General features: G+C 46.4%; 26 protein-coding genes. 11 read left to right on the top strand and 15 right to left on the bottom strand.

Translation table 11 applies throughout. The features are described from left to right. Positions 1-7 precede the first annotated feature (7 nt). The 3 genes from ACFSUF_RS12775 to ACFSUF_RS12785 all read right to left on the bottom strand — a co-directional run bounded on the left by ACFSUF_RS12775 (position 8) and on the right by ACFSUF_RS12785 (position 4,471). Entirely contained in the window at positions 8-907 is a 900-nt protein-coding gene (locus tag ACFSUF_RS12775) for a carbohydrate ABC transporter permease (RefSeq protein ID WP_377603297.1), read from the bottom strand. A gap of 73 nt (positions 908-980) precedes the next feature. Then, a complete protein-coding gene (locus ACFSUF_RS12780) occupies positions 981-2,318 on the bottom strand; it encodes an ABC transporter substrate-binding protein (protein WP_377603298.1) in 1,338 nt (445 codons plus the stop codon). A gap of 26 nt (positions 2,319-2,344) precedes the next feature. After that, positions 2,345-4,471: an amylo-alpha-1,6-glucosidase gene (locus tag ACFSUF_RS12785; protein ID WP_377603878.1), complete on the bottom strand. Its 2,127-nt coding sequence runs from the start codon at positions 4,469-4,471 to the stop codon at positions 2,345-2,347. 287 nt (positions 4,472-4,758) lie between these two features. Between ACFSUF_RS12785 and ACFSUF_RS12790 the strand changes: the two genes are divergently transcribed. After that, entirely contained in the window at positions 4,759-5,775 is a 1,017-nt protein-coding gene (locus ACFSUF_RS12790; RefSeq protein ID WP_377603299.1) for a LacI family DNA-binding transcriptional regulator, read from the top strand. Between the two features lie 76 nt (positions 5,776-5,851). Here the strand turns inward: ACFSUF_RS12790 and ACFSUF_RS12795 are convergent, their stop codons facing one another. Continuing rightward, positions 5,852-6,679, bottom strand: coding sequence for a DUF2935 domain-containing protein (locus ACFSUF_RS12795; RefSeq protein ID WP_377603300.1), 828 nt, complete (start codon positions 6,677-6,679; stop codon positions 5,852-5,854). A 155-nt stretch (positions 6,680-6,834) separates the two neighbouring features. Between ACFSUF_RS12795 and ACFSUF_RS12800 the strand changes: the two genes are divergently transcribed. Further along, the gene (locus tag ACFSUF_RS12800; protein WP_377603301.1) at positions 6,835-7,734 is read left to right on the top strand and encodes an alpha/beta hydrolase; all 900 of its coding nucleotides are present in this window, start codon (positions 6,835-6,837) and stop codon (positions 7,732-7,734) included. 136 nt (positions 7,735-7,870) lie between these two features. Here ACFSUF_RS12800 and ACFSUF_RS12805 read toward each other — a convergent pair whose 3' ends face one another. The 5 genes from ACFSUF_RS12805 to racE form a co-directional block, all read right to left on the bottom strand. Next, positions 7,871-8,098, bottom strand: a complete 228-nt coding sequence (locus ACFSUF_RS12805; RefSeq protein ID WP_377603302.1) for a DUF1450 domain-containing protein — start codon at positions 8,096-8,098, stop codon at positions 7,871-7,873. A 27-nt stretch (positions 8,099-8,125) separates the two neighbouring features. Next, positions 8,126-8,428, bottom strand: a complete 303-nt coding sequence (locus tag ACFSUF_RS12810) for a HesB/IscA family protein (RefSeq protein WP_377603303.1) — start codon at positions 8,426-8,428, stop codon at positions 8,126-8,128. 68 nt (positions 8,429-8,496) lie between these two features. Continuing rightward, a complete protein-coding gene (locus tag ACFSUF_RS12815; protein WP_377603304.1) occupies positions 8,497-8,733 on the bottom strand; it encodes a hypothetical protein in 237 nt (78 codons plus the stop codon). A 135-nt stretch (positions 8,734-8,868) separates the two neighbouring features. Then, positions 8,869-9,762: a M14 family metallopeptidase gene (locus tag ACFSUF_RS12820; RefSeq protein WP_377603305.1), complete on the bottom strand. Its 894-nt coding sequence runs from the start codon at positions 9,760-9,762 to the stop codon at positions 8,869-8,871. 211 nt (positions 9,763-9,973) lie between these two features. Then, entirely contained in the window at positions 9,974-10,783 is an 810-nt protein-coding gene (gene racE / locus ACFSUF_RS12825) for a glutamate racemase (protein ID WP_377603306.1), read from the bottom strand. 263 nt (positions 10,784-11,046) lie between these two features. On the opposite strand from racE, the gene ACFSUF_RS12830 reads away from it, so the two are divergent. Next, a complete protein-coding gene (locus ACFSUF_RS12830) occupies positions 11,047-11,232 on the top strand; it encodes a hypothetical protein (protein WP_377603307.1) in 186 nt (61 codons plus the stop codon). 57 nt (positions 11,233-11,289) lie between these two features. After that, a complete protein-coding gene (locus ACFSUF_RS12835; RefSeq protein ID WP_377603308.1) occupies positions 11,290-12,168 on the top strand; it encodes an SDR family oxidoreductase in 879 nt (292 codons plus the stop codon). Between the two features lie 73 nt (positions 12,169-12,241). On the opposite strand, the gene melA is transcribed toward ACFSUF_RS12835, so the two are convergent. After that, positions 12,242-13,540 carry an alpha-glucosidase/alpha-galactosidase gene (gene melA / locus ACFSUF_RS12840; RefSeq protein WP_377603309.1) on the bottom strand — a complete coding sequence of 433 codons (1,299 nt, stop codon included), beginning with the start codon at positions 13,538-13,540 and terminating at the stop codon, positions 12,242-12,244. Between the two features lie 143 nt (positions 13,541-13,683). Between melA and ACFSUF_RS12845 the strand changes: the two genes are divergently transcribed. After that, complete coding sequence (locus ACFSUF_RS12845) at positions 13,684-14,547, top strand: AraC family transcriptional regulator (RefSeq protein WP_377603310.1); 864 nt, start codon at positions 13,684-13,686, stop codon at positions 14,545-14,547. A gap of 27 nt (positions 14,548-14,574) precedes the next feature. Here ACFSUF_RS12845 and ACFSUF_RS12850 read toward each other — a convergent pair whose 3' ends face one another. After that, a complete protein-coding gene (locus tag ACFSUF_RS12850) occupies positions 14,575-14,994 on the bottom strand; it encodes a hypothetical protein (RefSeq protein WP_377603311.1) in 420 nt (139 codons plus the stop codon). 134 nt (positions 14,995-15,128) lie between these two features. Here ACFSUF_RS12850 and ACFSUF_RS12855 point away from each other — a divergent pair, with 134 nt between their 5' ends. Continuing rightward, a complete protein-coding gene (locus ACFSUF_RS12855) occupies positions 15,129-15,773 on the top strand; it encodes a LytTR family transcriptional regulator DNA-binding domain-containing protein (RefSeq protein WP_377603312.1) in 645 nt (214 codons plus the stop codon). Here ACFSUF_RS12855 and ACFSUF_RS12860 read toward each other — a convergent pair. The 4 genes from ACFSUF_RS12860 to ACFSUF_RS12875 form a co-directional block, all read right to left on the bottom strand. Further along, positions 15,770-16,405, bottom strand: a complete 636-nt coding sequence (locus tag ACFSUF_RS12860) for a hypothetical protein (RefSeq protein WP_377603313.1) — start codon at positions 16,403-16,405, stop codon at positions 15,770-15,772. The genes ACFSUF_RS12855 and ACFSUF_RS12860 overlap by 4 nt on opposite strands. A 1-nt stretch (position 16,406) precedes the next feature. Next, positions 16,407-16,997: a hypothetical protein gene (locus ACFSUF_RS12865; RefSeq protein ID WP_377603314.1), complete on the bottom strand. Its 591-nt coding sequence runs from the start codon at positions 16,995-16,997 to the stop codon at positions 16,407-16,409. A 124-nt stretch (positions 16,998-17,121) separates the two neighbouring features. Then, positions 17,122-17,751 carry a hypothetical protein gene (locus tag ACFSUF_RS12870; RefSeq protein ID WP_377603315.1) on the bottom strand — a complete coding sequence of 210 codons (630 nt, stop codon included), beginning with the start codon at positions 17,749-17,751 and terminating at the stop codon, positions 17,122-17,124. A 634-nt stretch (positions 17,752-18,385) separates the two neighbouring features. Beyond that, complete coding sequence (locus ACFSUF_RS12875) at positions 18,386-18,973, bottom strand: CPBP family intramembrane glutamic endopeptidase (RefSeq protein ID WP_377603316.1); 588 nt, start codon at positions 18,971-18,973, stop codon at positions 18,386-18,388. Between the two features lie 231 nt (positions 18,974-19,204). On the opposite strand from ACFSUF_RS12875, the gene ACFSUF_RS12880 reads away from it, so the two are divergent. From ACFSUF_RS12880 to ACFSUF_RS12900, 5 genes are all read left to right on the top strand, one after another. Beyond that, the gene (locus ACFSUF_RS12880; protein ID WP_377603317.1) at positions 19,205-19,897 is read left to right on the top strand and encodes a hypothetical protein; all 693 of its coding nucleotides are present in this window, start codon (positions 19,205-19,207) and stop codon (positions 19,895-19,897) included. After that, entirely contained in the window at positions 19,894-20,445 is a 552-nt protein-coding gene (locus ACFSUF_RS12885) for an accessory gene regulator B family protein (protein WP_377603318.1), read from the top strand. The genes ACFSUF_RS12880 and ACFSUF_RS12885 overlap by 4 nt, the downstream gene beginning before the upstream one ends. 3 nt (positions 20,446-20,448) lie before the next feature. Then, the gene (locus ACFSUF_RS12890; RefSeq protein ID WP_377603319.1) at positions 20,449-20,580 is read left to right on the top strand and encodes a cyclic lactone autoinducer peptide; all 132 of its coding nucleotides are present in this window, start codon (positions 20,449-20,451) and stop codon (positions 20,578-20,580) included. A 66-nt stretch (positions 20,581-20,646) separates the two neighbouring features. Next, positions 20,647-22,458, top strand: coding sequence for a putative bifunctional diguanylate cyclase/phosphodiesterase (locus ACFSUF_RS12895; RefSeq protein ID WP_377603320.1), 1,812 nt, complete (start codon positions 20,647-20,649; stop codon positions 22,456-22,458). A gap of 112 nt (positions 22,459-22,570) precedes the next feature. After that, positions 22,571-23,749: a phosphodiester glycosidase family protein gene (locus ACFSUF_RS12900; protein ID WP_377603321.1), complete on the top strand. Its 1,179-nt coding sequence runs from the start codon at positions 22,571-22,573 to the stop codon at positions 23,747-23,749. Positions 23,750-23,776 lie beyond the last annotated feature (27 nt).

Consider the following 23,776-nt stretch of genomic DNA (forward strand, 5'->3'; position numbering starts at 1 on the left):
CTCCTCCTTAGTTCAATTTTTCTTCCGAAAATAATTTTCTTTGAATCAGCGTTACGAGCATAATTACGACAGCGAGCATAACTGCAAGTGCGGAAGCATAGCCCATATCGAGATTTTTAAACGCATACTGGTAAATCAGCAGGGCCACTGTAAGTGTCGAGTTGTTAGGTCCGCCCGAACCTGCCGAGAAAATATACGATTGGTCAAACAGCTGGAAGGTTCCGATAATACCCATGATCACTGTAAAAAAGGTTGCCGGCTTCAGCAGCGGAAGCGTTATGGAGAAAAACCTTCTCCACCAGCCCGCGCCTTCGAGCATAGCCGACTCATGGAGAGCATCCGGAATATCCTGCAGAGCGGCAAGAAATACCACCATAAAGAACGGAGCCGTAGACCAGACGTTCATCATCATGATCCCTTTTAACGCCACCGCAGGGTCTCCGAGCCAGTTGTAAGTGGGCAATCCAAGCTTGCCCAGAATTTCGTTCAACAGCCCGTTGGAGTTATATATCCACATGAAGATCAATGTGAGTACTGCGGAAGAGGTAACAGTGGGCATGAAAAAAACAACGCGGAACATATTTTTGAATTTAAGCTTCGCATTCAATATGGAGGCTAGAGCCAGAGCCAACACCGTCTGGGCCGGTACGACCAGCAGCACGAAAGAAGCCGTATTCTTTAACGCAATCCAGGCCCGCTCATCATGCGCCATCCTTGTGAAGTTATCGAATCCGATAAACTTATAGCTGACTCCGCCAAGTAGATTTACTTTGTGAAACGATAAATACAAGGAGCTGAATACGGGTAAAAACAGGAAAGTGCCGACCAGCAAAATCGTCGGAAGCAGGAAAAGGTAGCCTGCTGCCGTATTGCGCAGCGCACGTTTCCAAGATGACTTCGGTTTCATCCTTTATCCTCCCTCGAGTCAGATTCGACCCAATGAGAAGAAGGGAGGAAGCTCCTCCCTCCTTTTCATCTGCTTATTGTGCCGCTGCGATTTCATTGTTCGCTGTCTTTTGCGCCTTTTCCATCGCATCTTTCAGAGGGGTTTTGCCTAAGAATGCATCCAGGAATTGGTTGTTAAAGTTTGTATTGATGATTGGGAGATTCACGCCGTCCTGCCAAGGAGTGGCGTAGGAACCGCCTGTTACAAGCGCCGAGCGGACCGGATCCTTATCGAAACCGAGTTCAGCGGCAACAGACTTCCGTGTAGGCAGGGCGAACCCTTTGCTGGTCCATGTTTTCATACCTTCTTTGCCCGTCAGATAGGACAACAGGGTCCATGCCGCTTCTTTCTGTTTGGAAGCTTTGTTCATGACATAAGCAACAGTGAAAGCCATCGTGCCCTTTTTCCCGTTTACTGTAGGAAGCTCCGCTGTACCATAATCCAAAGTTTTGAAATTGTTTTGCAGGTAAGGGATAGCCCAGTTTCCTTCAAATACGATCGAAGCTTTGCCTTGGCCGAACATCTCGCCGCCCCATCCTGCTCCTACTTCTTTAGGTTCTGCGGAGGATTTATCTACGTTGTGCATATCTACTACCAGTTGCAAGCCTTTCAGGGCTTGTTCAGAGGCGAATGATGCCTTACCTTCCTGATCGGTAATCAATCCTTCGAAGGCTTTGGCCATAAACATCTGGCGCGGAAGTTCGGGAGCTACGCCGAAGCCTGCGCGAACCAGTTTGCCGCCTTCCCTCTTGGTCAATTTTTTCGCAGCTTCCTGCAGTTCTTCCCAAGTTGCAGGGGGATTGGCAATGCCGGCATCCGCGAAATCTTTTTTGTTATAGAACATGGCCAGGGTCGAAAAATCTTTAGGGAATCCGTACGTTTTGCCGTCCACTTTAAACGCGTCAAGCAGCGGCTGCTCGAAGTCGTTGACATCGAATTCAGGAGTCACATACCCGTCAAGCGGTTCGATGACATCTTTTGCAATCAGGGCGGGAGCTTCGAAAGCATCCAGGTAGAACACATCCGGGGCTTCACCGCCGATCAGCCTTGTTTTGATTACGTCCATGTACTGGTCCGCAATGACTTCATAGTTGACTTTAATGTTAGGATATTTCTTACTGAATTCAGCCAGTGTCTGATTTAACAGCTCCTGTTCTTCGGGAGAAGAACCCCAGCCGGCCAGTGTAACGGTTACCGGTTCCTCACTCTTTGTTTCTTCTGTTGGTGCATTTGTTCCCGCATCGGTATTGGTAGATCCCGCCGTATTATTTTTGCCTGCGCTGCTGTTATTGCCGTTTCCTCCGGAACATCCTGCAAGAGCCAACACGGATACCATCATAAGGGTAATCAATATAAGTCCTGTCTTTTTCATTCCCCTAAAACCTCCCTTAATCATTGTCATTTATATGAGACAGCGGACAGCATCTCTGGAAAGGAAACGGCAAACCCTGTCGTATTGGACAAAATCTCCGTCTTTGGGCTGCTGCCGTCCCCTTCCCTCGTAATCCGCAAACTCAACGAGCCTTTGCCTGCTTTGATTCCGTTCACAATCAATTCGTTCATTCCAGTCAGCAGCATGGGACGAAGTGAAATCGTACGCTCCATCGCATCGGGACGAATGCCGAGCAGAGCCTGCAGGAATACTACCGGCGTTGCTGCCGCCCATGCCTGCGGCGAGCAGGCGACGGGGTACGGTACGGGGTAGTTCAGCCCTGCCTCATAGCCGCAAAACAGCTCGGGCAGGCGGTGCGCCTCAAAATGGACAGCGGCTTGCATCAGGCCGTCCATCACCATCCTGCTCTCCTCGGCATAGCCGGAGGAACTGAGCCCCATCAAACACAACGAGTTATCGTGCGGCCAAACGCTGCCATTGTGATAACTCATCGGATTGTATCCGGCGGAACCGGTGCTCATCGTCCGGATACCGTAGCCGCTGAACAAATCCGGCGCGGTAAGCCGCTTGGCTACGGCATCGGCGCGCTCCGGCGGGAGAATCCCCGACATTAGAAGATGACCCGGATTAGATGTGACGGAACGGACTTGGCGTTTCTCACGATCCAGGGCGATGGCATAGTACTGCTCCTCCTCCATCCAGAACTCCCGGTTAAACCGGACCTGGAGAACCTTGGTGCTCTGCTCCAGCTCCTCAGCCCATTCCAAATGCCCCATTTTGCGAAGGATCGGGGCGAGCCTGGTTTTTGCCTGGTATACATATCCCTGTACTTCAGACAGAGCAATTGGAGCCCGCGCATAGTCCCCGTTTGCGTGTACGATGGAATCCCCGGAATCTTTCCAGCCCTGATTAGCGATCCCTTTGGAAGATTTCTGATAATACTCGACAAACTGATCCTGATCCTCGTCACCGAACCGTTCGATCCAGGCCAAAGCGTTCTTCAAATTAGGCAAAAGCCGATGGATCAGCTCCTCATCCGCCGTCCAATGGTAATACTCTGCTGCGAGCAGAAGAAAAAGCGGAGTAGCGTCAACGGTTCCATAGTAAGGGGTAAAAGGAATCGCCTTCGTTGCTGCTAATTCGCCGGAACGAAGTTCATGCATGATTTTGCCCGGTTGCTCATCTCTCCACTCGTCTTCCTGTGTGCCTTGGAATGCAGCCATGGTTAGCAGTGTTCCTTTGGCAATTTCGGGGTTGAGGCTCAGCATCTGCAGCGCAGCAATCAGACTATCCCGTCCGAAAGGAACGGCGAACCAGGGAAGCCCGGCCACCGGGAACATGCCGTACCCCACATCGGTGAGCAGAACGCGCAAGTCCTGTTTTCCCCGTTCCCATAGGCTGTTAAACAGGGGGACATCCGTCGCGGCCTCGGTACATTCGCTATTCCAGGCAGCAGCACCTTCCGTGAGCTTAGCAAGAGCCTCCTCTTTAGGGATTATAGGCTTGCTCTCACCGCCAATTCCGGGACTTACGAAGAAGGAGATCTCCTTATACTCTTTCGGGTGAAGGGTCAGCGTAAAATCGACCTTTCCGTCTTTACTCCGGCGTGCCTCCTGCGAATCCCACTGTATTTTGGTCGTCCTCTTGAGTCCGTCCGCTCCGAGATAACCGAGCGTGAAGCTGCACGGCTCATGCACGGTAGGAATTCTGTCCCCCGTCTTGCCGCCGTGATATCCCCTGACAACGAACATATCGGCAAAATCCGCATCAAACATCACGCTGAACTCAAACGTAACGGCTTTCGGATAGTAGTTCGTAAGCCGGCAGGTTTCGTAAAGCACCCCTTGATAGATGAAGCGCTTCCTTATGACTTCGACGGACTCCCTCCATAACAACAGATTCCCGTCCTGTTCCATGTGCGGATTGGTCAGACGGAACGTAAGAACGTCATGGTCATCTGCAGGCGAAGAAAGCAGGATCAGCTTCTTTCCGTTTAACTCTGTTTCCAGCCTGGATAGGAATCGGGTATCCTTCGTATACAAACCATGACCTGCGCTCTGGCCTTTGGGAATATCCCCGCTCTTCTCCGTCATGAGGAACAAATCATTTTCTTTAATTACTCGGTAATCCATCATGCACCTCAAATCTTCTGTTGAAACAGCTTGTATCATAGCTGCGGTTGTCCGAAACGTTTTGGAAAAAGGATAAAAAGAAAATTTGCCCCAAAATCGTATGTATGTAAGCAGGAAGGAGGGCAAAACAGAGGTTTCCGAAACGTTTTCGTTGAACTTGACCTCATTATAGAGCACGATGTAAGCATTTTCAAGCACTTTTTTTATAACAAAATTATCCCATTGCCGTTCCTGTGGATATCCTTTACAATGATGTAAAGCCTGAAAACGTTTCGGAGGAATCCTTTTTGATTACAATAAAAGATATTGCCAAGAGCGCCGGTGTTTCGATCACTACGGTATCCCGTGCCTTAAACGGCTATGATGATGTAAACGAAAATACAAGAAGAAAAATTAAAGAGATTGCCGATCAGTTAGGCTACAGCCCGAATATGGCCGCCAGGTCCCTGATCTCCAAAAAAACGAAGACGCTCGGACTTCTCCTGTCTAATGTGACCCGCGACAGTTCCAAGGATAACATCGCTTTTGAAGTGCTATGCGGTATGAATGACCGTGCCGGCGAGCTTAATTACGATCTGGTCCTATTCAGCACAACCCCGCAGAAGCAGAAGATGAAATCCTATAAGTCGCTATGCCAGGAAAGAGGCGTGGACGGCGTGATTATTATGGGCATCCGGCTGGACGACCCTTATCTGGAGGAAATCGTTGCTTCCCCCATCCCTTGTGTGCTGATTGATATCCCCCTGAAGGGAAAGAATGTCGGGTACGTGACTTCAGATAATATCGGGGGTTCCACTGCGGCCGTGAAGCAGCTGATTGACAGCGGCCATCGGAACATCGGCATGATCAACGGCCATTCGCAAGCGGATGTCAGCATACAGCGGCTGGAAGGGTTTAAGCGGGCGCTGGACGCTGCAGGCATTCCTTTCAATCCGTCCTATGTCATGGACGGCTCCTTCTCGGAGAACGGTGCCAAAGATGCTGCTTACCGGATGGTTTCCCAGCATCCGGAGGTGACCGCGCTGTTCTGCGCCAGCGATCTGATGGCTCTAGGCGTACTGCAGGCATTAAAGAGCCTGGGAAAATCCGTTCCCGGTGATATGTCGGTCATAGGATTCGATAACATCAGTGTTAGTTCCTACTGCTCGCCAACCTTGTCCACCGTCAACCAAAACAAATATGAAATCGGTTATCAAGCCGCTCAAATGCTCATCGATCTGCTGGAAGGCCGAAACGTATCCCGGCATTTGATGCTTTCGACAGAACTGATCCTGCGTGAAAGCACTGGCAGATGGATGAAATAAGTTAAAAGCTGATCCCTGTGACTGTGGTGGGATCAGCTTTTTTTTTGAATCTCAAGAATGTAAGATGTTATACCTTTTACACTTCCACCCGTGGCGCCGTCGGATCACACCCCGGGCTGCTTACTTCCGACACTTGGGACAGCTTCATCAGATAATAACATTCCTCCCGTGCCATATGGTCCGGAAGCAGCGGATTCAGACGGCCGAGGGCTTCCTTCGTAAGCCGCATCTCTTCAATTTCCGAAAGGAATTCCCGAAATAACAGCATCTCCAGCTCTACTTCCTTATTAAATCTGGATAAGGCAGGAAATTGCTGCAGATTGGTCCGCATGTACCCCGCCAGCTCAACAGCTTTCAGATAGTACTGCTGAAATTGCTTTTCAAACTGCATGCTTTTGTTGATTAGAGGCTTCTCCACCGGGTCTAATTCCTGTGCAACGGCGGCTGCATGGCCGGTTGCGTCCGTCAGCCACAACAAATGATGATGAACCGCCTCAAATACGGGCGGAAGCTCCCCGGCCAGGAGATGATACAGAACCCTTAAAAACTCATCCAGCTCGTTTACCATGTGGTTGATGAAAGTGGGCGGAAGACCGATATCAATCTTGCCCGCCAAATGCTCACGCAGCAATTCGAGCTTGAACTCCCGAAACTCCATAGTAAGCTGGTTGACAGTTTGATTGAAAACCGGAAACCGGGCATTTTCAATTCCGTTTCTGGCATCCTCCAAATACTGATCGTAAGATTCCATAAACCGTTTGGCTTTCTCAATCCTTGCCGTTTCTTTCGGAGACAACGCGTTATAAATGAACCTTGCATGATCCCCTAACACCTGCAGCCAAAACTTGTGCTCGAACAGCGCCTGCTCCCGATAGGATGCTCCCGCCGGTTGTTGTTGTACCATAATCGCCCTCCTTAACTAGTTCCTGCCTGTTTGAGTATATGTTAGCTGCAGCCGGAATCTTCCTCAAAGTACTTTGGATTACAGGCAGAATATGATAAGGTTACGTATAGCGATATATCAACATCAACATAGCACTCAACCAAGGAGATCAGGAAATGACTGTACTACTTACCGTACTTGCCGTACTGCTGCTTGCGGCACTGCTTCTTTTAGCTGCGTTCTGGGGCCTGTCGGCCAAAGCCCAGACTCCCAAGCGCAGGCCGATTGAAAGGGTTCCGGATATGCCTTATGAAGACATCACCTTTCCAAGCCATGGTTCCACGCTCAAAGGGTGGTTCGTCCCTTCCCGCACATCAACCCCTGACGGGGCGAAACAGCCGGTGATCATCATCGCCCACGGCTGGAACTCGAACCGCTCCCGCGTGCTTCGCTACGCCCGTCCGCTGTATGATGCGGGCTATGCCCTGCTTCTGTACGACGCCAGAAGCCATGGCGAAAGCGACGGCATTCCCGCTCCGTCCGGCATGGCCTTCCGTGACGATCTCGTCTCCGCCGTCGACTACCTGACCCGGCGCCCCGACATCGATCCGGAACGGATCGGGGCGCTGGGCCACTCGCTCGGCGGCTTCGGCACCGTCGCCGCGCTGTGGGACGAGCACCGGCTCCGGGCCGTGGTCACCGACTCGATGCCTGTTCGCATTGAAACCATGATCTACTCGGAGCTGTCCCGCCTGCGGCTCCCGAAATTCCCGCTCGCTTATATCATCCCGAAAATTTGGTTGCGGCGCAGCCGCATTGACCGGAACAAGGCCGCAGAGTTCGATCTGATCGGCGCCATAAAGCGCAGGCAAGGAAGCGTTCCTGTCCTGCATGTACATTCGCGCAATGACGATTACATCCCGTCTGCAGAGCTGGACTACCTGGCTTCCCACCGTTTGGCAGGGGCGGAGCATTTGTATGTCCAGGCACCCGGGCATAGTTCATCGGAAACAGACCCGCAATTTTGGAACCGGGTACTGCGCTTTTTTAACGAACATTTGTGCCCGGTTACGTGAAACTTCACGCATGCCGGCGGCCTTGGCATGATCAACCGATGTTCACTTACACAACGGTACGGTGCTCCTTTCGCGATGGAAGGGCCCCCTTAAATACACAAAAGAGCAGGTCCACAAGGACCTGCTCTTCTTGTATTTAACGTTTCTTGATAAATTTCGCAGCTTTCTCGATCACTTCGTCTTCCGTCGGCGCTGTTACATACCTGCCGTTAATGAAGACGAAGGCGTACCGTGCGCAGGGGCCGCAATAGGACTTGCAGGCCACCTTAATCTCCGCTTCGGGCGCCAGCTTCTGAAGCTTCGGCAGCGCCGTCTTCACTTTCATATGCTTGCATTTATCGCAAATGCGTATATCGTTGGCCATGGTGCAGCTTCCCTTCTTGCGCGGGGCTTAGTGATCCCCGTGGTTGCCTTTGGAAGGGTTTGTAATGGCAAAGCCTTCTTCCGGCAAATAGAAATAATCGATTTTCACGCCGTCCAGCATAGGCTCGTCCTTGCTCAGAACAACGTCGATCCCCTTATCCGTTGAAACGACTACATCGTTTTCCGTAGGCTCGTCCAAGTCCATACCATAGTGAGCATGGTCCCCATGAGATTGGGTAATCAAAACGCGAAGTTTCAAGTGCTTGTTTTCTTCCTTTTCCAATTCGCGCTGAATTACTTTTGCCGCATTGCGTGTAATTTTCACTTGCATATCAGCCACTCCTGTCTAAATCGTCAATATGCTATATTCTAACCGATCAACGGCCTTTGTGCAAAAAATTACAACCGGTACTTCCGCTCCATCCGTTCTGTAAACCAGTTCATAAGGAACATCGTCACTGCAATATCGTCGATCGGCAGAAAAGGAAGCACATCGGGCATAACCCAGTATACTAGGGCCGGCACGGCAAAAAGCAGCTTTTCTTTCAAGGGAATAGCAGGAGAAGAAGCCAGCTTCACCGTTCTGCGAAGAACATGTCCCCACTGCCTTAACGACAACAGCTTTCTGAGTTTCATTCTCATACACCTCTTTATCAGGATTTTGTATTGATGAACCAAAGGAAAAAAGCACCCTGTCCGCCAAGGTGCTGCTCGGGCTTGGAATTGATTATACAGCCCTCCGTTCCGAATGTACACCGCCTAAAGACGGGGCTATGGTTCAAGCGCCCTAAGCATAAGACCCAGCACCTCGTCATAAATGGGGTCAAACTGTTCGATCGGCAGCGGATTGGATCCATAACCCGCTTCTACCGTAAAGCCGGGACGGCGATACTTCTGAATGAACCAGTCTTTAAAGCCTGCGTCGCTGTCCGATAACGAAACGGGCTGATAGCCGCTTGCCAATGCGAATTCCTTTACAAGCGGTGCCGATTCCGGCGGTTCCAGCCCTCTGTAATTCCAGTAGATTTCCTTGCCTTGCGTATGGAAAGCAAACACGCGGTCGAACCGGTGAGCGTCGGTGAACGCCTCCATTGCTTTGGCCTCGGGCTCCGTAAGCGGCGCTGTTCCGCCATAATCCCGCGGTCCCGGCTTGTTGACCGCCCGCCGGGCACACTCCGCTTCCCAATTCGCAGGAAACTGGTCATTTAAATCTACCCCGTTCGCATTGGCTTTCCATCCGGAAAAATCGGTTGAACCGTTGTTCCAGGCCAGCAGTTGATGGAAGCGGGGATGATCGAACGGCAAGCCGCGCACCGCAAGTTCAACACCGTCCGGATTCACCATAGGCACGATGAAAAGCGTACTCTCTTTAGTCAAACGAACAGCAGGCACACCCTCCAAATGCTGGCCTGATTGAACCCCCTCGGCGTAATCTTCTGCAAACTTCATTAGCAGAAGCGTTGTAATCCATTCATTAGCATGAAAGGATCCGTTAAATTGAACCTTCAGCGGTCCCTCTCCTATGCTAACGGCCGGGATCGGCCTTCCCAGTGCGCTGTGTCCTATCGTTTCCACTTTCATAAAAGCATATCGTCTCGTCAGACGTCTCAGGTCCAACATACATTCCTGATATCCGTATGGCCGGTCGGTCCGGATGAGTCCCATCGTCAATCCCCTTTCAAAGAGGTCTTCCTATTATAGTATGCGCGAGTTAGACAATGGTTGAGTACCTATTCCTTTGGGACAAATTGCTGCCTGGTATTCCGGGCTGTGACACTGCGCCGTCCTTTTCTGAAAGGATGCAGTTACCTTTTATGTAAATAAAAACCCCGCAACCTTCAGGTCACGGGGCCGAACTTATTCAATAGTCACTTTATTAACTAATGCTTGGCGACTGCCAGACAACGGGTTGAAGCAGAATGTGATCGCCCAGCCAGTCTTGAGCGATTTTTCGGAACATGCCCGGTTCCCCGCTGCAGAAGAACTGGTGTATCGGCGTTTCATCCGAGCGAGCCAGCTGATTGGACTGATACAAAATGGTGCTGATTTCCCTGGCCGTTTCATCAGCCGAAGATATAAGCGCAACTTCCGGACCCATGACTTCAGAGATCGTTTCTGTAAGAAACGGATAATGCGTACACCCGAGGATCAGACAGTCCATCGCATTATCTTTGAGATCATAAAGAGCACGCTCTACTACTTTATACGTGTGCGATGTACGAAACTGGCCTTTCTCCACCAACGGCACAAAATCCGGACAAGCGCGGCTGACCACCTGAAGCTGCGGAGCAATTTGCTTAAGCGCATGCTCGTAAGCACCGCTGCGAATGGTCCCGTCTGTCCCGATCACACCGACAATCCCTGTCTTGGTTGCTTTTATCGCTGCTCTTGCTCCAGGATGAATGACACCGACTACGGGAATGTTTACTCTGGAACGGATATCTTCAAGGGCAACGGCGGTAGCCGTGTTGCAGGCAATAACAATCATTTTGGGCGAGAACTGGATCAGGTAATCCACGATCTGCCGTGTAAAACTTACAACATCTTCTGATGGACGCGGTCCGTATGGAGTTCGGGCGGTGTCGCCGAAATAGATGATTTTCTCCTGCGGGAGCTGCCTCATTACTTCTTTTACGACAGTCAGACCGCCCACGCCGGAATCCAGTATTGCAATAGCTTGCTGCACGAACACACCGCTTCCTTTGCATGGTATTAGGTATAAGGTCTCTTTCTTCACTACATTTTAAAATATGAACTTCAAGTAGCAAAGGTACCAGGGCAGGTGCCCCGTTTCCTCCTATTTCCGGCCTTTCCAATGCCCGGCCTAGGATAGGAACTCTACTATTCTAAATCTTCGTTCCGCGCAAAGCAAGTTTGACGAGGCTGATTCACAACGGAAGCATTCGGCTAAATAGGAAGTGAAACCTTATCTGGCGGGAGGTGTAAACAATGCCTTGGCGTAAGGGGGATTATCCCGAATCTATGAAAAACATGGAGGAACGGGTCCGCATGAAAGCCGTGGATATTGCCAATGCCCTGCTGAAGGAAGGGTATGAGGAAGGACAAGCGATCGCAATTGCTACGGCACAAGCCAAAAAGTGGAATCAGGATCACCCTGAAACAAGTCCCACATAATTCAGCAAAAAGGAACGCAACCTAAACGGGGAAAATTAGGAAGGAGTGTTAACTAACATGAGTTCATCCAACAATTCCAGTTCCAGTACCCAAACGCTGCCTCCGCAGCATCAGGAGCGGCAGCCGGGGCTTCAAAGCGACATGACACCAAAGCCGGATGCTATTTCTGAAAAATATAAGGGCAGCGGAAAGCTGCAGGGGAAAGTAGCCCTGATTACCGGCGGAGACAGCGGAATCGGCCGTTCTGCAGCCGTATGCTATGCTGCAGAGGGAGCGAATGTAGCTGTTGTGTACCTGGATGAAAACGGGGACGCGGAAGAGACCAAGCGATTGATTGAAGCAGAGGGCGCCAAATGCCTGTTACTTGCCGGCGATATCGGAGATGAGCAGTTCTGTAAGCAAGCTGTCCAAAAGACAGTAGATGAATTCGGAAAGCTGGACATTCTGGTCAACAATGCAGCGGAGCAGCATCCGCAGAAGAGCATTGAAGACATTACTCAAGATCAGCTTGAGAAAACATTCCGTACGAACATCTTCTCCATGTTTTATCTTACCAAGGCTGCACTGCCTCATTTGAAGGAAGGTTCCAGCATAATCAATACCACTTCCATCACAGCTTATAAAGGCAGTCCGCAGCTGCTCGATTATTCTTCGACGAAAGGCGCGATTGTAGCCTTTACGCGCTCCTTATCCGGATCCCTGATCGAACGGGGAATCCGTGTCAACGGGATCGCACCCGGCCCGATCTGGACGCCGCTCATCCCTTCGACCTTCGATGAGAAGCAGGTATCGGAATTCGGCGGCACTACGCCGATGAAGCGTCCGGGACGCCCGGAGGAACTTGGACCCGCTTACGTGTTCCTCGCTTCCAGCGACTCGTCCTACATGGCCGGACAGATTCTGCACATTAACGGCGGCGAGATCGTAAACGGGTAACGCCCGCCGTAAACATGGGAAAGCCATCGAACCTCCCTTCCGGGAATTCCGATGGCTTTCTTCTTGTGCCGTCTTATTTGTACGCCGGCAGCCAGCTTCCGTGCGCCTCGATCAGCTCGTCGCACAGCGAAACGATATCGTCCATCGACAACTCGGCCGCCGTATGCGGATCCAGCATCGCTGCATGATAAATATGCTCTTTCTTGCCCGTAATCGCCGCCTCAATCGTCAGCAGCTGAGTATTAATGTTGGTACGGTTCAAAGCGGCCAGCTGAGGAGGCAGATCGCCTACATAAGTCGGCGTCACGCCGCTTGCGTCAACAAGGCATGGCACCTCAACGCAGGCTTCTTTCGGAAGGTTGGTAATCAAGCCAGTATTCATGACGTTGCCGCCGATTTTGAAAGGCTGATTTGTCTCAATCGCTTCAAAGATATAAGATGCATACTCATGCGTGCGTTTATGCTCCAGATTGCGGTCGTTAACCAGCTCGTCGCGCATTTTCTTCCAGCCTTCGATTTGATCGATACAGCGGCGCGGGTATTCATCCAAAGGAATGTTGAAGCGTTCGATCAGCTCCGGATAGTTCTTTTTGATGAAATACGGGTGGTACTCTGCGTTATGTTCGGAAGACTCCGTAATATAATAGCCGAATTTCAGCATCATCTCGAAGCGGACCATATCATGGTGCTTCTCCTTCTGCTTCTCTGCAGCGCGGCGCTTAATTTCAGGGTACAGATCCTGCCCGTTCTTCGTCACTTCGAGCAGCCAGGCCATATGATTGATACCTGCAATCTTCCACTGCACACCAGCCGGATCCAGTCCCAAATTTTTGAACATATCAGGCACGCAGGCTTGAACGCTGTGGCATAGTCCGACAGTTTTCACGCCGCCGTAGGTATTCATCACATTGGTAAGGACCGCCATCGGATTCGTGTAGTTCAGGAACAAAGCGCCCGGAGCCACTTCCTGAATGTCGCGTGCAAAATCCAGCATCACCGGAATCGTACGCAAGTTACGGAAAATGCCCCCGATTCCTACCGTATCTGCAATGGTCTGACGCAGGCCGTAGCGTTTAGGAATTTCGAAATCGGTGATGGTACATGGGTCATATCCGCCTACCTGAATCGCGTTTACTACATACTTGGCTCCACGAAGTGCTTCTTTGCGGTTGTCATAGGAACGGACCGTGCAGGTGCTGCCTGAAGTGTGTTTAATATTGTTCAGCATAAGTTCTGAGTCGCGCAGACGCTCAGCATCGATATCGAAGATTGCAATCTCAAAACCTTGCAAAGCAGGTGTCTGCATACAGTCACCCAGCAGGTTTTTGGCAAAAACTGTACTTCCGGCACCTAAAAATGTAATTTTGGACATTACGCATCCTCCCGGTTCATCTAAGGTTAAACGCTTACTTTTCTCATCCTCATAGTAACAGCCCAAAACCATTTGAGATATGGAGGAAAACATGTTATATATGGAGAAATGTAGTTAAATTTAACGGGAGAGGAATTGAGGTTTTGGCAGATCACGGTCATATTCAGGATACGTTTGCGTCCAACCCGTCCCCTTCCCAAGGGGAGCTCAGCGTCCTGTTCAGCGGCTGGGCGCAAACCGAGCCCTCACATAAATTCGGGCCGGTTGTCCATGATTACATCATTGTGCACCTTGTAATGTCGGGTAAAGGGATCTTTCATAATCTCGGTAAGGATTATGCATTGTCCGCGGGCGACAGCTTTTTCATTTTGCCGGGTGATCTTGTCTATTATCAGGCGGATTACGACGATCCCTGGAAATATACCTGGATTGCCTTTCGGGGGGCGGCAGCGGAGGAACTTCTGCTAGGAATGGATATAAGTGTTCACCGGCCGGTCGTAACAGCGCGGAACCTTAGAAAAATGCAGTTATACTTCACACGGATCATCCACACGCTTCAGCAAGGCGGAAATTATACGGATTTGGAGGCGGGCGGGTATCTGAGGCTGCTGCTGGGAGAATACGGAGCGAGCAACGGAAATTCCCCGCAGGGAGCGGTTCCTCCGGCTACGATGATTCAACAACAGGTCGAACAAGCTATCCGTTGGATCACACTTCAGTATTACCAGCCTATCTCGATTGAGAACATGGCTAAGACGCTCGGCTATCACCGCACCCACTTGTCCAAAATGTTCAAACAATACACCGGGCTATCACCTATGAATTACTTGCTGAAAGTGCGCATGGAGCGTGCCCAAAAGCTGCTTGGGGAAAGACTGACCATCGATCAGGTCGCATCTTCCGTAGGCTTCACGGACCCGCTGTATTTTTCCAAGCAGTTCAAAAAATGGAACGGATGCTCCCCTTCGGAATACCGTGCCTCCTTGCAGGGTTCCGGCAAAAAATAAACGCCATCTTCCCAAGAAGATGACGTTCTATTGTTCTTCGGGGGGCATCCAGCCCTCCGGCCGGACGGAAGGTACCCATAACGTACCGTTCTCCTCAACGATTCCGTATTGTCCGTACCCTTCCAGATCCACAATCCATGCAAGGTGTTTACGCATTAGAAGAGACGGGACATTCGCGCTTTCATATACAGGTGCCGTAGACTTATACACCAAGCCGGACCAGCCGTATTGATAACCATTGAACTCGATCGGATAAGGTGAAGCATTGACTACCCAGGTGCCAAAATGCCGCTGAGGGTCCGTATACCATTGCATGTCGGAACGCAGCGGCAGGCCTGGAGCCAGGTATGGATATCCTTTGTACACATGATTCGGGCTGTCCCAATGAGAAGAATCTGCAGTCCTTCCCTTAGCCTTCTGTAAGTTGAACGGTATGATTGTGGCCAAAGTAGACACCTTCCCGCATTATTGTTAAAATGTTTAAGCACCTCTATTGTAAACTCCGGTTTACAGAACGTCAATTCATTTAGCTAGATTACCATTTTTGTGGTAAAGTAGATAGTAAGAGGAGGTCGTAAATAATGGAAACATTAGGTAACTTTCTGGAACATTTAAGAGGCTCGATGTCTCTTCGCGAAGCGGCTAAGCGCTGCGGCCTTAGCCACGTGTATATCCGCGATTTGGAGAAGAACAAGAGCAACGCTAAGAACGGTGATTACATCAAGCCTTCCCCCGACACCTTGAAGAAGCTGTCAGAAGCTTATAATTATCCATACGAGCATTTAATGATCAAAGCAGGGTATATCAAGGAGGAACAAGCCTCCCTCTTCAATAAGCCGCTGGTCCAGATGGACCTGCAGGATGTATGCTACATTGAAGTGGACGACGATTACGTCACCTTCCATACGCTTGATAAGAAATACAAGAATAAGATCGATTCTCTGGCTGAATTCGGTGAGTTTCTGGAGACTTTGGATGATTCGGGCTTCATAAAGACCGACCGCCATCTATATGCCAATGTGTACCGGGTCGTAGAAGAGAATGAGAAAGACGGACTTCTCTACTTTGACCGGGATCATAAATTGTATGTGACGATCTCCTTGATTAAACAAAAGAAATACCGCAACCTGATCACCCGATCGATTGCGGTAAATAATGACCAAACAGTGGAACTTCATATCAGACCTGCTAAGCGCAGCTTGATCCGCGTGTTCTCGCTGGACTAATCCTCCAGCTCTTTCACGTAATAGAGCCTAAACAGTACGCTTAGGATCATGCTTGTACTGAACAGGACGGCCAGGATATTCTTTTGACCGGCTTCGGAAGTAACATACAAAGCTCCGATCACGGCGATTACCCCAGCCAGCGCAAGGGAAATGAACATTCCTTTGAAGCTGGCTGTTTTTATATCCGGCCGCCCCATCTTCTTATGCTGCGGGATGAAGGAGAAACCCAGCCGGAACTTGAGGAAAAACCAGGCAATGGCCAAATCGAATACAATAATCGCAGAAACTTGAGCAATTGTGTTCACTACTTGAATGCCTAAAACCTTCTCATAATACCAATCCGTGAACAAATCCGGCAACCCTGATAAGAAAAAACCCGTTACAGCCATTAACGCCGCATATCCTACATTTACTTTAAAGAAGACCATTAGTAGAACCGTGTAACATACGACTTGTAAAATCGTTAGAAACGAGAAAGCGTGATAATGTATTAAAGTTGATACGGGCGCCATTGTCAACGCTGCCAATCCGACCTGCCATTTCAAACTGCCGACTTTAAACCTGAAAATGGTCAGCGTCATAATTAGCGTGGCGGTCCACAAGCCTATGTAGCAGATTAAGTAGAGCAGCATGTTAGTCCTCCATTTCTTTTACGTAGTAGAGTCGGAACATGATGCTTAAGATTAAGCAGATGGAGAATAAAAGTAGCAATAAATAAATCTGACCTGCTTCCGATGTAACAAATAAAGCTCCAATAAGTGCAACAACACAAGCTACCAGTATTGATACTACAAGCTTTTGATTATTTGCTTCATTAACTTGAAACCCCTGGGAGTTGCTTCTCTGAGGGATAAAAGTAAATCCTATTCGAAAACGTTTAAAAAGAATAATAACTAAAATATTAAAAATAAAGACTGCTGCTCGTTGTACAACGTCGTTTACCACCTGTATTCCAAGAATTCGCTCATAATACCAATCCACAAATAAATCAGGCATGCTTGACAAGAAGAAACCACTTACTGCCATCATAGCTGCGTATCCGATATTCACTTTAATTACTAGCCATATTAGAAAAGTAAAAGCTAGGATCTGCAATATAGCGAGGAACGAGTAGGCCTTATAATGTATTAAAGTCGAAATAGGCGCTAAAGTTAGTCCAGCACTGAATATTTGCCATTTGAGTTTACTTGTGTTGAAACGAAACATCGTTAACGTCATGATCATTAGAGATATCCAAATTATCAGGTAGGTTATTAGTTGGAAAAGCAATGTAATTAATTCCCTTCTATATTCTTAGTCCAAGTCCCTATACTAAGAACTGAATTATTATCAACCTAGCTATAGTAAGTTAATCTTCCATGTCTTTGACATAGTAGAGCCGAAACATGACGCTTAAAATTAAACACAAGGCAACTAGGACCGCCAAGACATATATTTGTCCTGCTTCTGAAGTTACAAAGATGGTACCAATAATAATTACAAAAATTGTAATTCCTATTAAAATAAGAATCCCTTTATTATCGCTTCTTAACTCTAAAGCATTGCTTTTATGTTCAGGTACGAAGGAAAAACCCAGTCTAAATTTTCTAAATATAAATATAACCAGCAAATTAAATAACAAAATGGCTACACGCTGAACATCTGCATTCACAACCTGAATATCCAACACTGCTTCATAGAACCAATCTGTTAATACGTCAGGGATCACTGACAGTATATATCCGGTACATGCCATAAGTAGTGCATATCCAATATTCACTTTTAAAAAAAGCCAGAGTAGAATCACATAACATGAAATTTGTAAGATACCAAGAAAAGAATAAGCCTGAAATTGTATCAAAGTGGAAATTGGCGCTAAGGTTAATCCTGTTAAAACAATCTGAATTTTGTACTTCTCAATCCTAAATCTAAAAATGACTAAGGTCATTAGGATCATTGCAGTCCACAATACTAAGTAACCCACCAGATAGACAAGCAAAGTAATTTATCCCTCACTTTTAATCTTCTAAATCTTTGATATAAAACAGACGAAGAAGTATGCTCATGAAAAAAATACTAAGAAAATAACAAAAAGTAAATACATTTCCCCTCTTTCCGTTGTAACAAGACCTCCCAAAAACGATATTACGATAGCACACAGCAACATTAAAAAGATTTTAATATTTGGTTTTTTAATATTTAAGGGAGAAGCAGATTTGTGAGCTGGGATAAAAGAGAAGCCTAAACGCAGCTTTTTTAATTAGAATAATAACAATAATGTCATACAAGATTATTACGCTAAATTGTACAGGTAAGAATACTTCAACTCTTCCCAATACCTTTCATAGTACCAGTCAACCAATAATTCTGGAGGGCAGCTGAAGAAGATACCAATAATAGCCATTAAACTTGAGTACAATATATTTACGCGAAAGTATAATATGATTACAGCAATAAGCACGAGTAATAGTAATACAGTTATGTAAGAGTATGCATAATAGTGGATGAACGTCGATATTGGGGCTATAGTTGCTCCAGCAAGAGCTATTTTTTGTGCATTATCTTTTAACTCAAATTCACGTACCACATTATTATATAATCAGGTACATTATAATCCTCCAATTATTTACCTTCTATGTTCTTAATGAAGCTATTAATATAACAACAAAATTTAATAACAAATGAGAGATATACAACGGAACAATAGACTTGAATTTATCATAGACCCAGCAATAAAGTATACCGGATAGAAAAAGGCCTAGGATAACCCTTAGGTCAAAATGTAAGCCTGCGAATAGCAGGGAACTTAGGATAGCGCCACTCCAGAATCCCCATTTGCGTCTAATATTCAAAAAAATAATTTTCCTAAAAATCACTTCCTCTATTAACGGAGAAATCACTATCGCATAAAAAGGGATAATAGGGTAAAGATGGAGGATTGATAATATACTGTGGGATCCCCCAAGTAAAATAATAAAAAAAGCATTAGTAAATCCCTGTATTATAATGCAATATTTCAATAAAAATAAGGTCCATTTATTAATTTTCGGAAAGTCCGATACTAAAATTAAATAATTATATTGTCTTATATCATTCCTATATAAATAAACCAAAATTACTAAAAAAATAGGCGGGATTAATATCAGCAAAAATTTATTATCATTATTAATTGTTACAAAATATAGGAAAAGAAATAATATTATTAACAATGTATTTTTCAATAAGATAAGCTCCCAAATAGATGTTTTTCGTTAAATTGTACCACAATTCGACAATTACCACTTGTTACATTTAAATAAGTATATTAAACTACTGATTAAACACACACTAGGGTACAAAGGTCAAGATTACATAAAAATCCAGGTATAAATAGGTCTTTACTACTATAGTAGGCGACCCATTTTTTGTCATAAAATATTACATAAGCCCTTCATACGAAAGGATTAATATTTATGCACTCTCTTCTAACTAGCTTATTAAAAATAGTCACATCTTCTATTGAACTATCCACTGCATTAATGCTCACCTTTTCAATATTTCGTATTCCATTGAGATTCAATTATTTAAAAATTCTTTTAATTGGTACATGCCTATCTGTTGTTTCTTTTTATTTAAGGGATTATGTTAATTTAAGAGATTATGCATATATTACCGTACTTGTTTGCGAGCTTATTTTAATATTAATAGTATTTAAACTACCATTTTTATATTCACTACTCATATGTATTATAGGTTTCTTGGCAGGTTCCGTTATTGAGTATGGCGTCGCTCTAGCTATGATTGGTATGAAAATTTCTAGCTTTGAAGAAATCGATAAACAATTATTACACCAGAGTCTGCTTTTTATCATAACATCTCTTGTTATGTTAATGTTACATTTGTTTCTTCAATATAAGAAGCTTGGGTTTATGTTTATGCTTCGACGCTTTCAATTACAAAATGCCTTACAAGGCTATAACTTCATCCTGGCAAGTATATTATTAATTGCAATTATAACTTTACAGGTAGTTTCGATAACAATAAAGACTCTTTCTTATCATTTTTATGTGTTATTAATGATGACTATCTTATTATTAATTGGAATAGTAATTTCTTATAAACAAAATAAGAAAATGTTAACTGAGAAGTTTGAAAGAAAATTATGAATTTTATTGATAGGACTTCTTTACTAATAACAAAGTTTATTAGAGAAAACTATCCAGAAGGCGGATCAGAAACTGCATTAAATTATTCTGTTACACTATTGTTGAATACTATCATTTCTACCATATGTATAGTTACATTTGGAGCAATCACAGGAAACCAAAAGGAAACATTTTCTGTTCTCTTCATTTTCATTATAATAAGATATATCAGTGGTGGTGCTCATTTCTTTAGCTCGCTATCTTGTTGTATTGCATCCATTTTAATATTGTCTGCCATCCCTCTAATTAAATTAGACTTTTGGTATTACGGTCTTACTTTAAATACAATATCACTCTTAGTTTTTCTGGTTAAAGCTCCAAATAATTTGGAGAACCATAGTTCTATAAAAAGTAAGTATTACATTATATTGAAAATTATAGCTTCACTAATAATTATTTCTAATTTTGCAATTCAATCCTCAACACTATCATTAGTGTTTAGTGTGCAGGCTTTCTTTATAACCAGATATGCAACTGTAGCTATAAGTTTCTTGAAAGGAGAAAGGTAAATTATGAAAAGAGTTGTTGCGAAGTACTTAAGCATAATTCTTATGGCAATAGGTTCTTTTTTCTTATTTACTAATTCCTTTTTCTATTATCGACCGGAAACACCAACCGAGCTATTAAAAAATAAAAATACATAACTCATTTCTCAGCTGCCAAGACTTTAGTGGCAGCTTTTATCCATTCATTTACGGAGCTGATGAAACTTGCAACGAATCCCCGTAACTCGTGACGGCAGAAGAGGTTCCGAAGTACTTCTGATCGATTCAGCCGATGTCGTGAAGATTGAAATGTACCGCGACCGGGATTATTTGATCCATACCAAGACCCAGCAGTTTTATCTCGATACGTCATTCGACAGTCTGGAAGAATGGTTGTTTGAAGACGGATTTCGTATGCTCGACAGCACCAACATTGTAAATATGAACCATGTAAAGGAATATGATTCCCGCAAAGGTGTCGTGTACCTAGGGGATCGCGACAGCAAGGAAACCAAGACGGCTTCCGCTGCCCGCATTCAAAAGGAACATATCGAAAAAGTTCTGCAAATGCTCCAGATCAGCAACGATGCAGTACCCGAAGGCCAGTCGGATTTTGATCCGGTAGCTTATATCAGTTCCTTAGTGTCCGAAAACGAACACTCTCAATTTCTCCGCTCCTACGCCACGATCCAAGCAGTGGCCGCTAAGAAGAAGGCCGAAGAAAAGATTCTTCACATGGCATACCATGATTCTTTAACAGATTTGCCGAACCGCTTGTTATTTCAGAAGAAACTGGGTCAGCAATTTGAGAAAGTGAAAGAGTCCGGCAAGCTGCTTGCTGTTATTTTTATAGACTTGGACCGTTTTAAGATTGTCAATGATACGCTGGGTCACTATGTCGGGGATGAATTGCTGAAGTATGTCGCAGCCAAGTTAAAGGCCTATATTGGCCCGGAAGATATGGTCTGCCGATTTAGCGGGGATGAATTTATTTTGCTGCTGTCGGACTTTGTTCATATTGATGAAGTTAAGAATTTTGCCAAAGGTCTCTCCGATTTGTTCAACGAACCTTTTCTTTACTTGGAACAGGAATTATATATCGCGGCCAGCACGGGCATCAGTATTTACCCTTACGACGGGCAGGATGCGGATACGCTCATCAAAAATGCAGACACCGCCATGTACCGGGCCAAAGAAAAAGGCGGCAACACCTTCCAGATGTATTTCCGGGAGATGAACCACCGTTCTTTAGAACAGCTGAACCTGGAAAACCAGCTTCGTAAAGCATTGGACAAAAATGAAATCACACTTTTCTATCAACCGCTCGTTGATCTGCAAACCGGAAGTATCACCGGGATGGAAGCGTTGGTCCGCTGGAAGCATCCGCAAGGAATGATCTCTCCGGCAGACTTCATTCCTTTGGCTGAGGAAACCGGGCTGATTCTACCGATAGGAAATTGGGTACTTCGTGAATCGTGTATCCAGAACAAGAAGTGGCAGGATGCCGGCTATCCGGATCTTACGGTATCGGTAAATATCTCGGTGAATCAGTTTCACCAGCCTGGTTTCGTGAAATATGTCCAACAGACGCTTACCGAAACCGGCCTGGACCCGCATCGCTTGTGCCTGGAAATCACCGAAAATGTCGCTATGAAGAACGTCACTTACATTATGGACACGATGAATAAACTGAAGCAGATGGGTGTTCAGATTTCCATTGACGATTTTGGAACAGGGTACTCTTCACTCAGCTATTTAAAGAGATTCGATGTGGATACATTAAAAATCGATCAGTCGTTCATCCGGGAACTGTCCGGAGATGAAGACAATATGGCGATTGTCACTGCCTTGATTGCCATGTCCAAGCAGCTGAAAATCAAAACGCTCGCCGAAGGCGTTGAGACGCAAGATCAGCTCAACTTCCTGATCGAACAAGGCTGTGACGGAATTCAAGGATTTATTTTCAGCCGACCGGTTCCGCCTGAGCAGTTTGAAGAACTGATGCGCAGCCAACACCATCTGTCTAAAGTATTGTAAACAACCTGCTGGAGAAAAGTTCCTCGAAACTTTTCTCTTTTTTTATGCGTCTTACGGTAAAGCACTCTTTATAGACTCAAGCGACTTAATGTTAGAAGGGAAACTACTATAAATGAGCACTAATCCAACCTTACAGACTACAGCTACCCATGTCCGCGGCAAGCGCAAGAAAAGAAAATCCGGAAATCCGTTCCTCCGGTTTGTGAAATGGACATTTTGGACTTTGCTGTCTTTAGGCATCGCTTCTTCTTTGTTTGCCGCCTGGTTCTTCCTGACGCCCTCCGGTTCAGAGTTCCGCTACTTGGCTGCGGACACTTTGATCACAACCCAGCACAGAGTTTGGGCTAAATATCTGATCGGTGAAGAGGGATTAAGCAACAGAGTCAAGGAATATGCCGATATCATGGACCAAATGGGCGAAGAAAAAGATACGCATGTCATTGAAACCCCTGCCGTTGCTGAACCCGATGTAAAACCGATCGAGATTAAACCGATCTCAGGTGACGGTTACAAAGGATATATGGTCTTTATTAAAGACCCCAAATCCATCCGATTAGTCGTCCCTGCCAAACCCGGGAAAGGCGAGAAAGTGTCCAGTATGGTTAAGCGAACCGGAGCACTGCTCGGCATTAACGCAGGCGGATTTGCGGACCCGAATTGGAAAGGCAACGGCTTCGTTCCCATCGGCCTTGTTATTTCCAACGGAGAGATTTTCTTTAACAGCAGCGGCCGGGAGAAGCCAGCACAAATCGTGGGTATGGATCAGAACGGCAAAATGATTGCCGGCAAATATACACCGAAAGAACTGCTGGATATGGGCATTAAAGAAGGCGTTACGTTTCAGCCCCGCTTGATTGTAAACGGAAAAGGGCTTGTCCGAAATGCCGCCGACGGCTGGGGAATCGCCCCGCGGACCGTCATGGCTCAGAAAGCCGACGGCACCATCATCTTTGTCATTATCGACGGACGTAAGCCTGCCTACAGCGTAGGCACGAATTTATATGAAATACAGAACCTGCTTCTTGATGAAGGTGCGGTCATTGCCGCCAATCTCGACGGCGGCTCCTCAACCGTATTGGTTGAAGGCGAAGGGATGAAGGACATCCCTACGGAAGTGTCAGAAGGCAGCAGCACCCTGGAATATCCGCACATTGTCAACCGTCCTTCCAGCGAGCACGGAGAACGCTATCTGCCGAGCGCCTTCCTGGTATTTGAACATCCGGATGAAGTCGAAGTACTCAACGTTTGGAAGAACGCTACAAAGGATGATCTGGATCCGTCCAAATGGTAAGTAAGCATCTATACCCTCTCCGGAGCA

Origin of the sequence: Paenibacillus gansuensis (assembly GCF_042684925.1) — a bacterium.
GTDB lineage: Bacteria > Bacillota > Bacilli > Paenibacillales > DY6 > Paenibacillus_N > Paenibacillus_N gansuensis.

Bases quoted from the DNA above. Each gene is read 5' to 3' on its own strand.
- melA (WP_377603309.1), bottom strand. From the start codon at position 13,540: ATGTCCAAAATTACATTTTTAGGTGCCGGAAGTACAGTTTTTGCCAAA.
- ACFSUF_RS12780 (WP_377603298.1), bottom strand. From the start codon at position 2,318: ATGAAAAAGACAGGACTTATATTGATTACCCTTATGATGGTATCCGTG.
- ACFSUF_RS12885 (WP_377603318.1), top strand. From the start codon at position 19,894: ATGAATTTTATTGATAGGACTTCTTTACTAATAACAAAGTTTATTAGA.
- ACFSUF_RS12785 (WP_377603878.1), bottom strand. From the start codon at position 4,471: ATGGATTACCGAGTAATTAAAGAAAATGATTTGTTCCTCATGACGGAG.
- ACFSUF_RS12810 (WP_377603303.1), bottom strand. From the start codon at position 8,428: ATGCAAGTGAAAATTACACGCAATGCGGCAAAAGTAATTCAGCGCGAA.
- ACFSUF_RS12830 (WP_377603307.1), top strand. From the start codon at position 11,047: ATGCCTTGGCGTAAGGGGGATTATCCCGAATCTATGAAAAACATGGAG.
- ACFSUF_RS12805 (WP_377603302.1), bottom strand. From the start codon at position 8,098: ATGGCCAACGATATACGCATTTGCGATAAATGCAAGCATATGAAAGTG.
- ACFSUF_RS12855 (WP_377603312.1), top strand. From the start codon at position 15,129: ATGGAAACATTAGGTAACTTTCTGGAACATTTAAGAGGCTCGATGTCT.
- ACFSUF_RS12800 (WP_377603301.1), top strand. From the start codon at position 6,835: ATGACTGTACTACTTACCGTACTTGCCGTACTGCTGCTTGCGGCACTG.
- ACFSUF_RS12865 (WP_377603314.1), bottom strand. From the start codon at position 16,997: ATGATCATGACGTTAACGATGTTTCGTTTCAACACAAGTAAACTCAAA.
- ACFSUF_RS12860 (WP_377603313.1), bottom strand. From the start codon at position 16,405: ATGCTGCTCTACTTAATCTGCTACATAGGCTTGTGGACCGCCACGCTA.
- ACFSUF_RS12815 (WP_377603304.1), bottom strand. From the start codon at position 8,733: ATGAAACTCAGAAAGCTGTTGTCGTTAAGGCAGTGGGGACATGTTCTT.
- ACFSUF_RS12880 (WP_377603317.1), top strand. From the start codon at position 19,205: ATGCACTCTCTTCTAACTAGCTTATTAAAAATAGTCACATCTTCTATT.
- ACFSUF_RS12820 (WP_377603305.1), bottom strand. From the start codon at position 9,762: ATGGGACTCATCCGGACCGACCGGCCATACGGATATCAGGAATGTATG.
- ACFSUF_RS12795 (WP_377603300.1), bottom strand. From the start codon at position 6,679: ATGGTACAACAACAACCGGCGGGAGCATCCTATCGGGAGCAGGCGCTG.
- ACFSUF_RS12900 (WP_377603321.1), top strand. From the start codon at position 22,571: ATGAGCACTAATCCAACCTTACAGACTACAGCTACCCATGTCCGCGGC.
- ACFSUF_RS12890 (WP_377603319.1), top strand. From the start codon at position 20,449: ATGAAAAGAGTTGTTGCGAAGTACTTAAGCATAATTCTTATGGCAATA.
- ACFSUF_RS12835 (WP_377603308.1), top strand. From the start codon at position 11,290: ATGAGTTCATCCAACAATTCCAGTTCCAGTACCCAAACGCTGCCTCCG.
- ACFSUF_RS12775 (WP_377603297.1), bottom strand. From the start codon at position 907: ATGAAACCGAAGTCATCTTGGAAACGTGCGCTGCGCAATACGGCAGCA.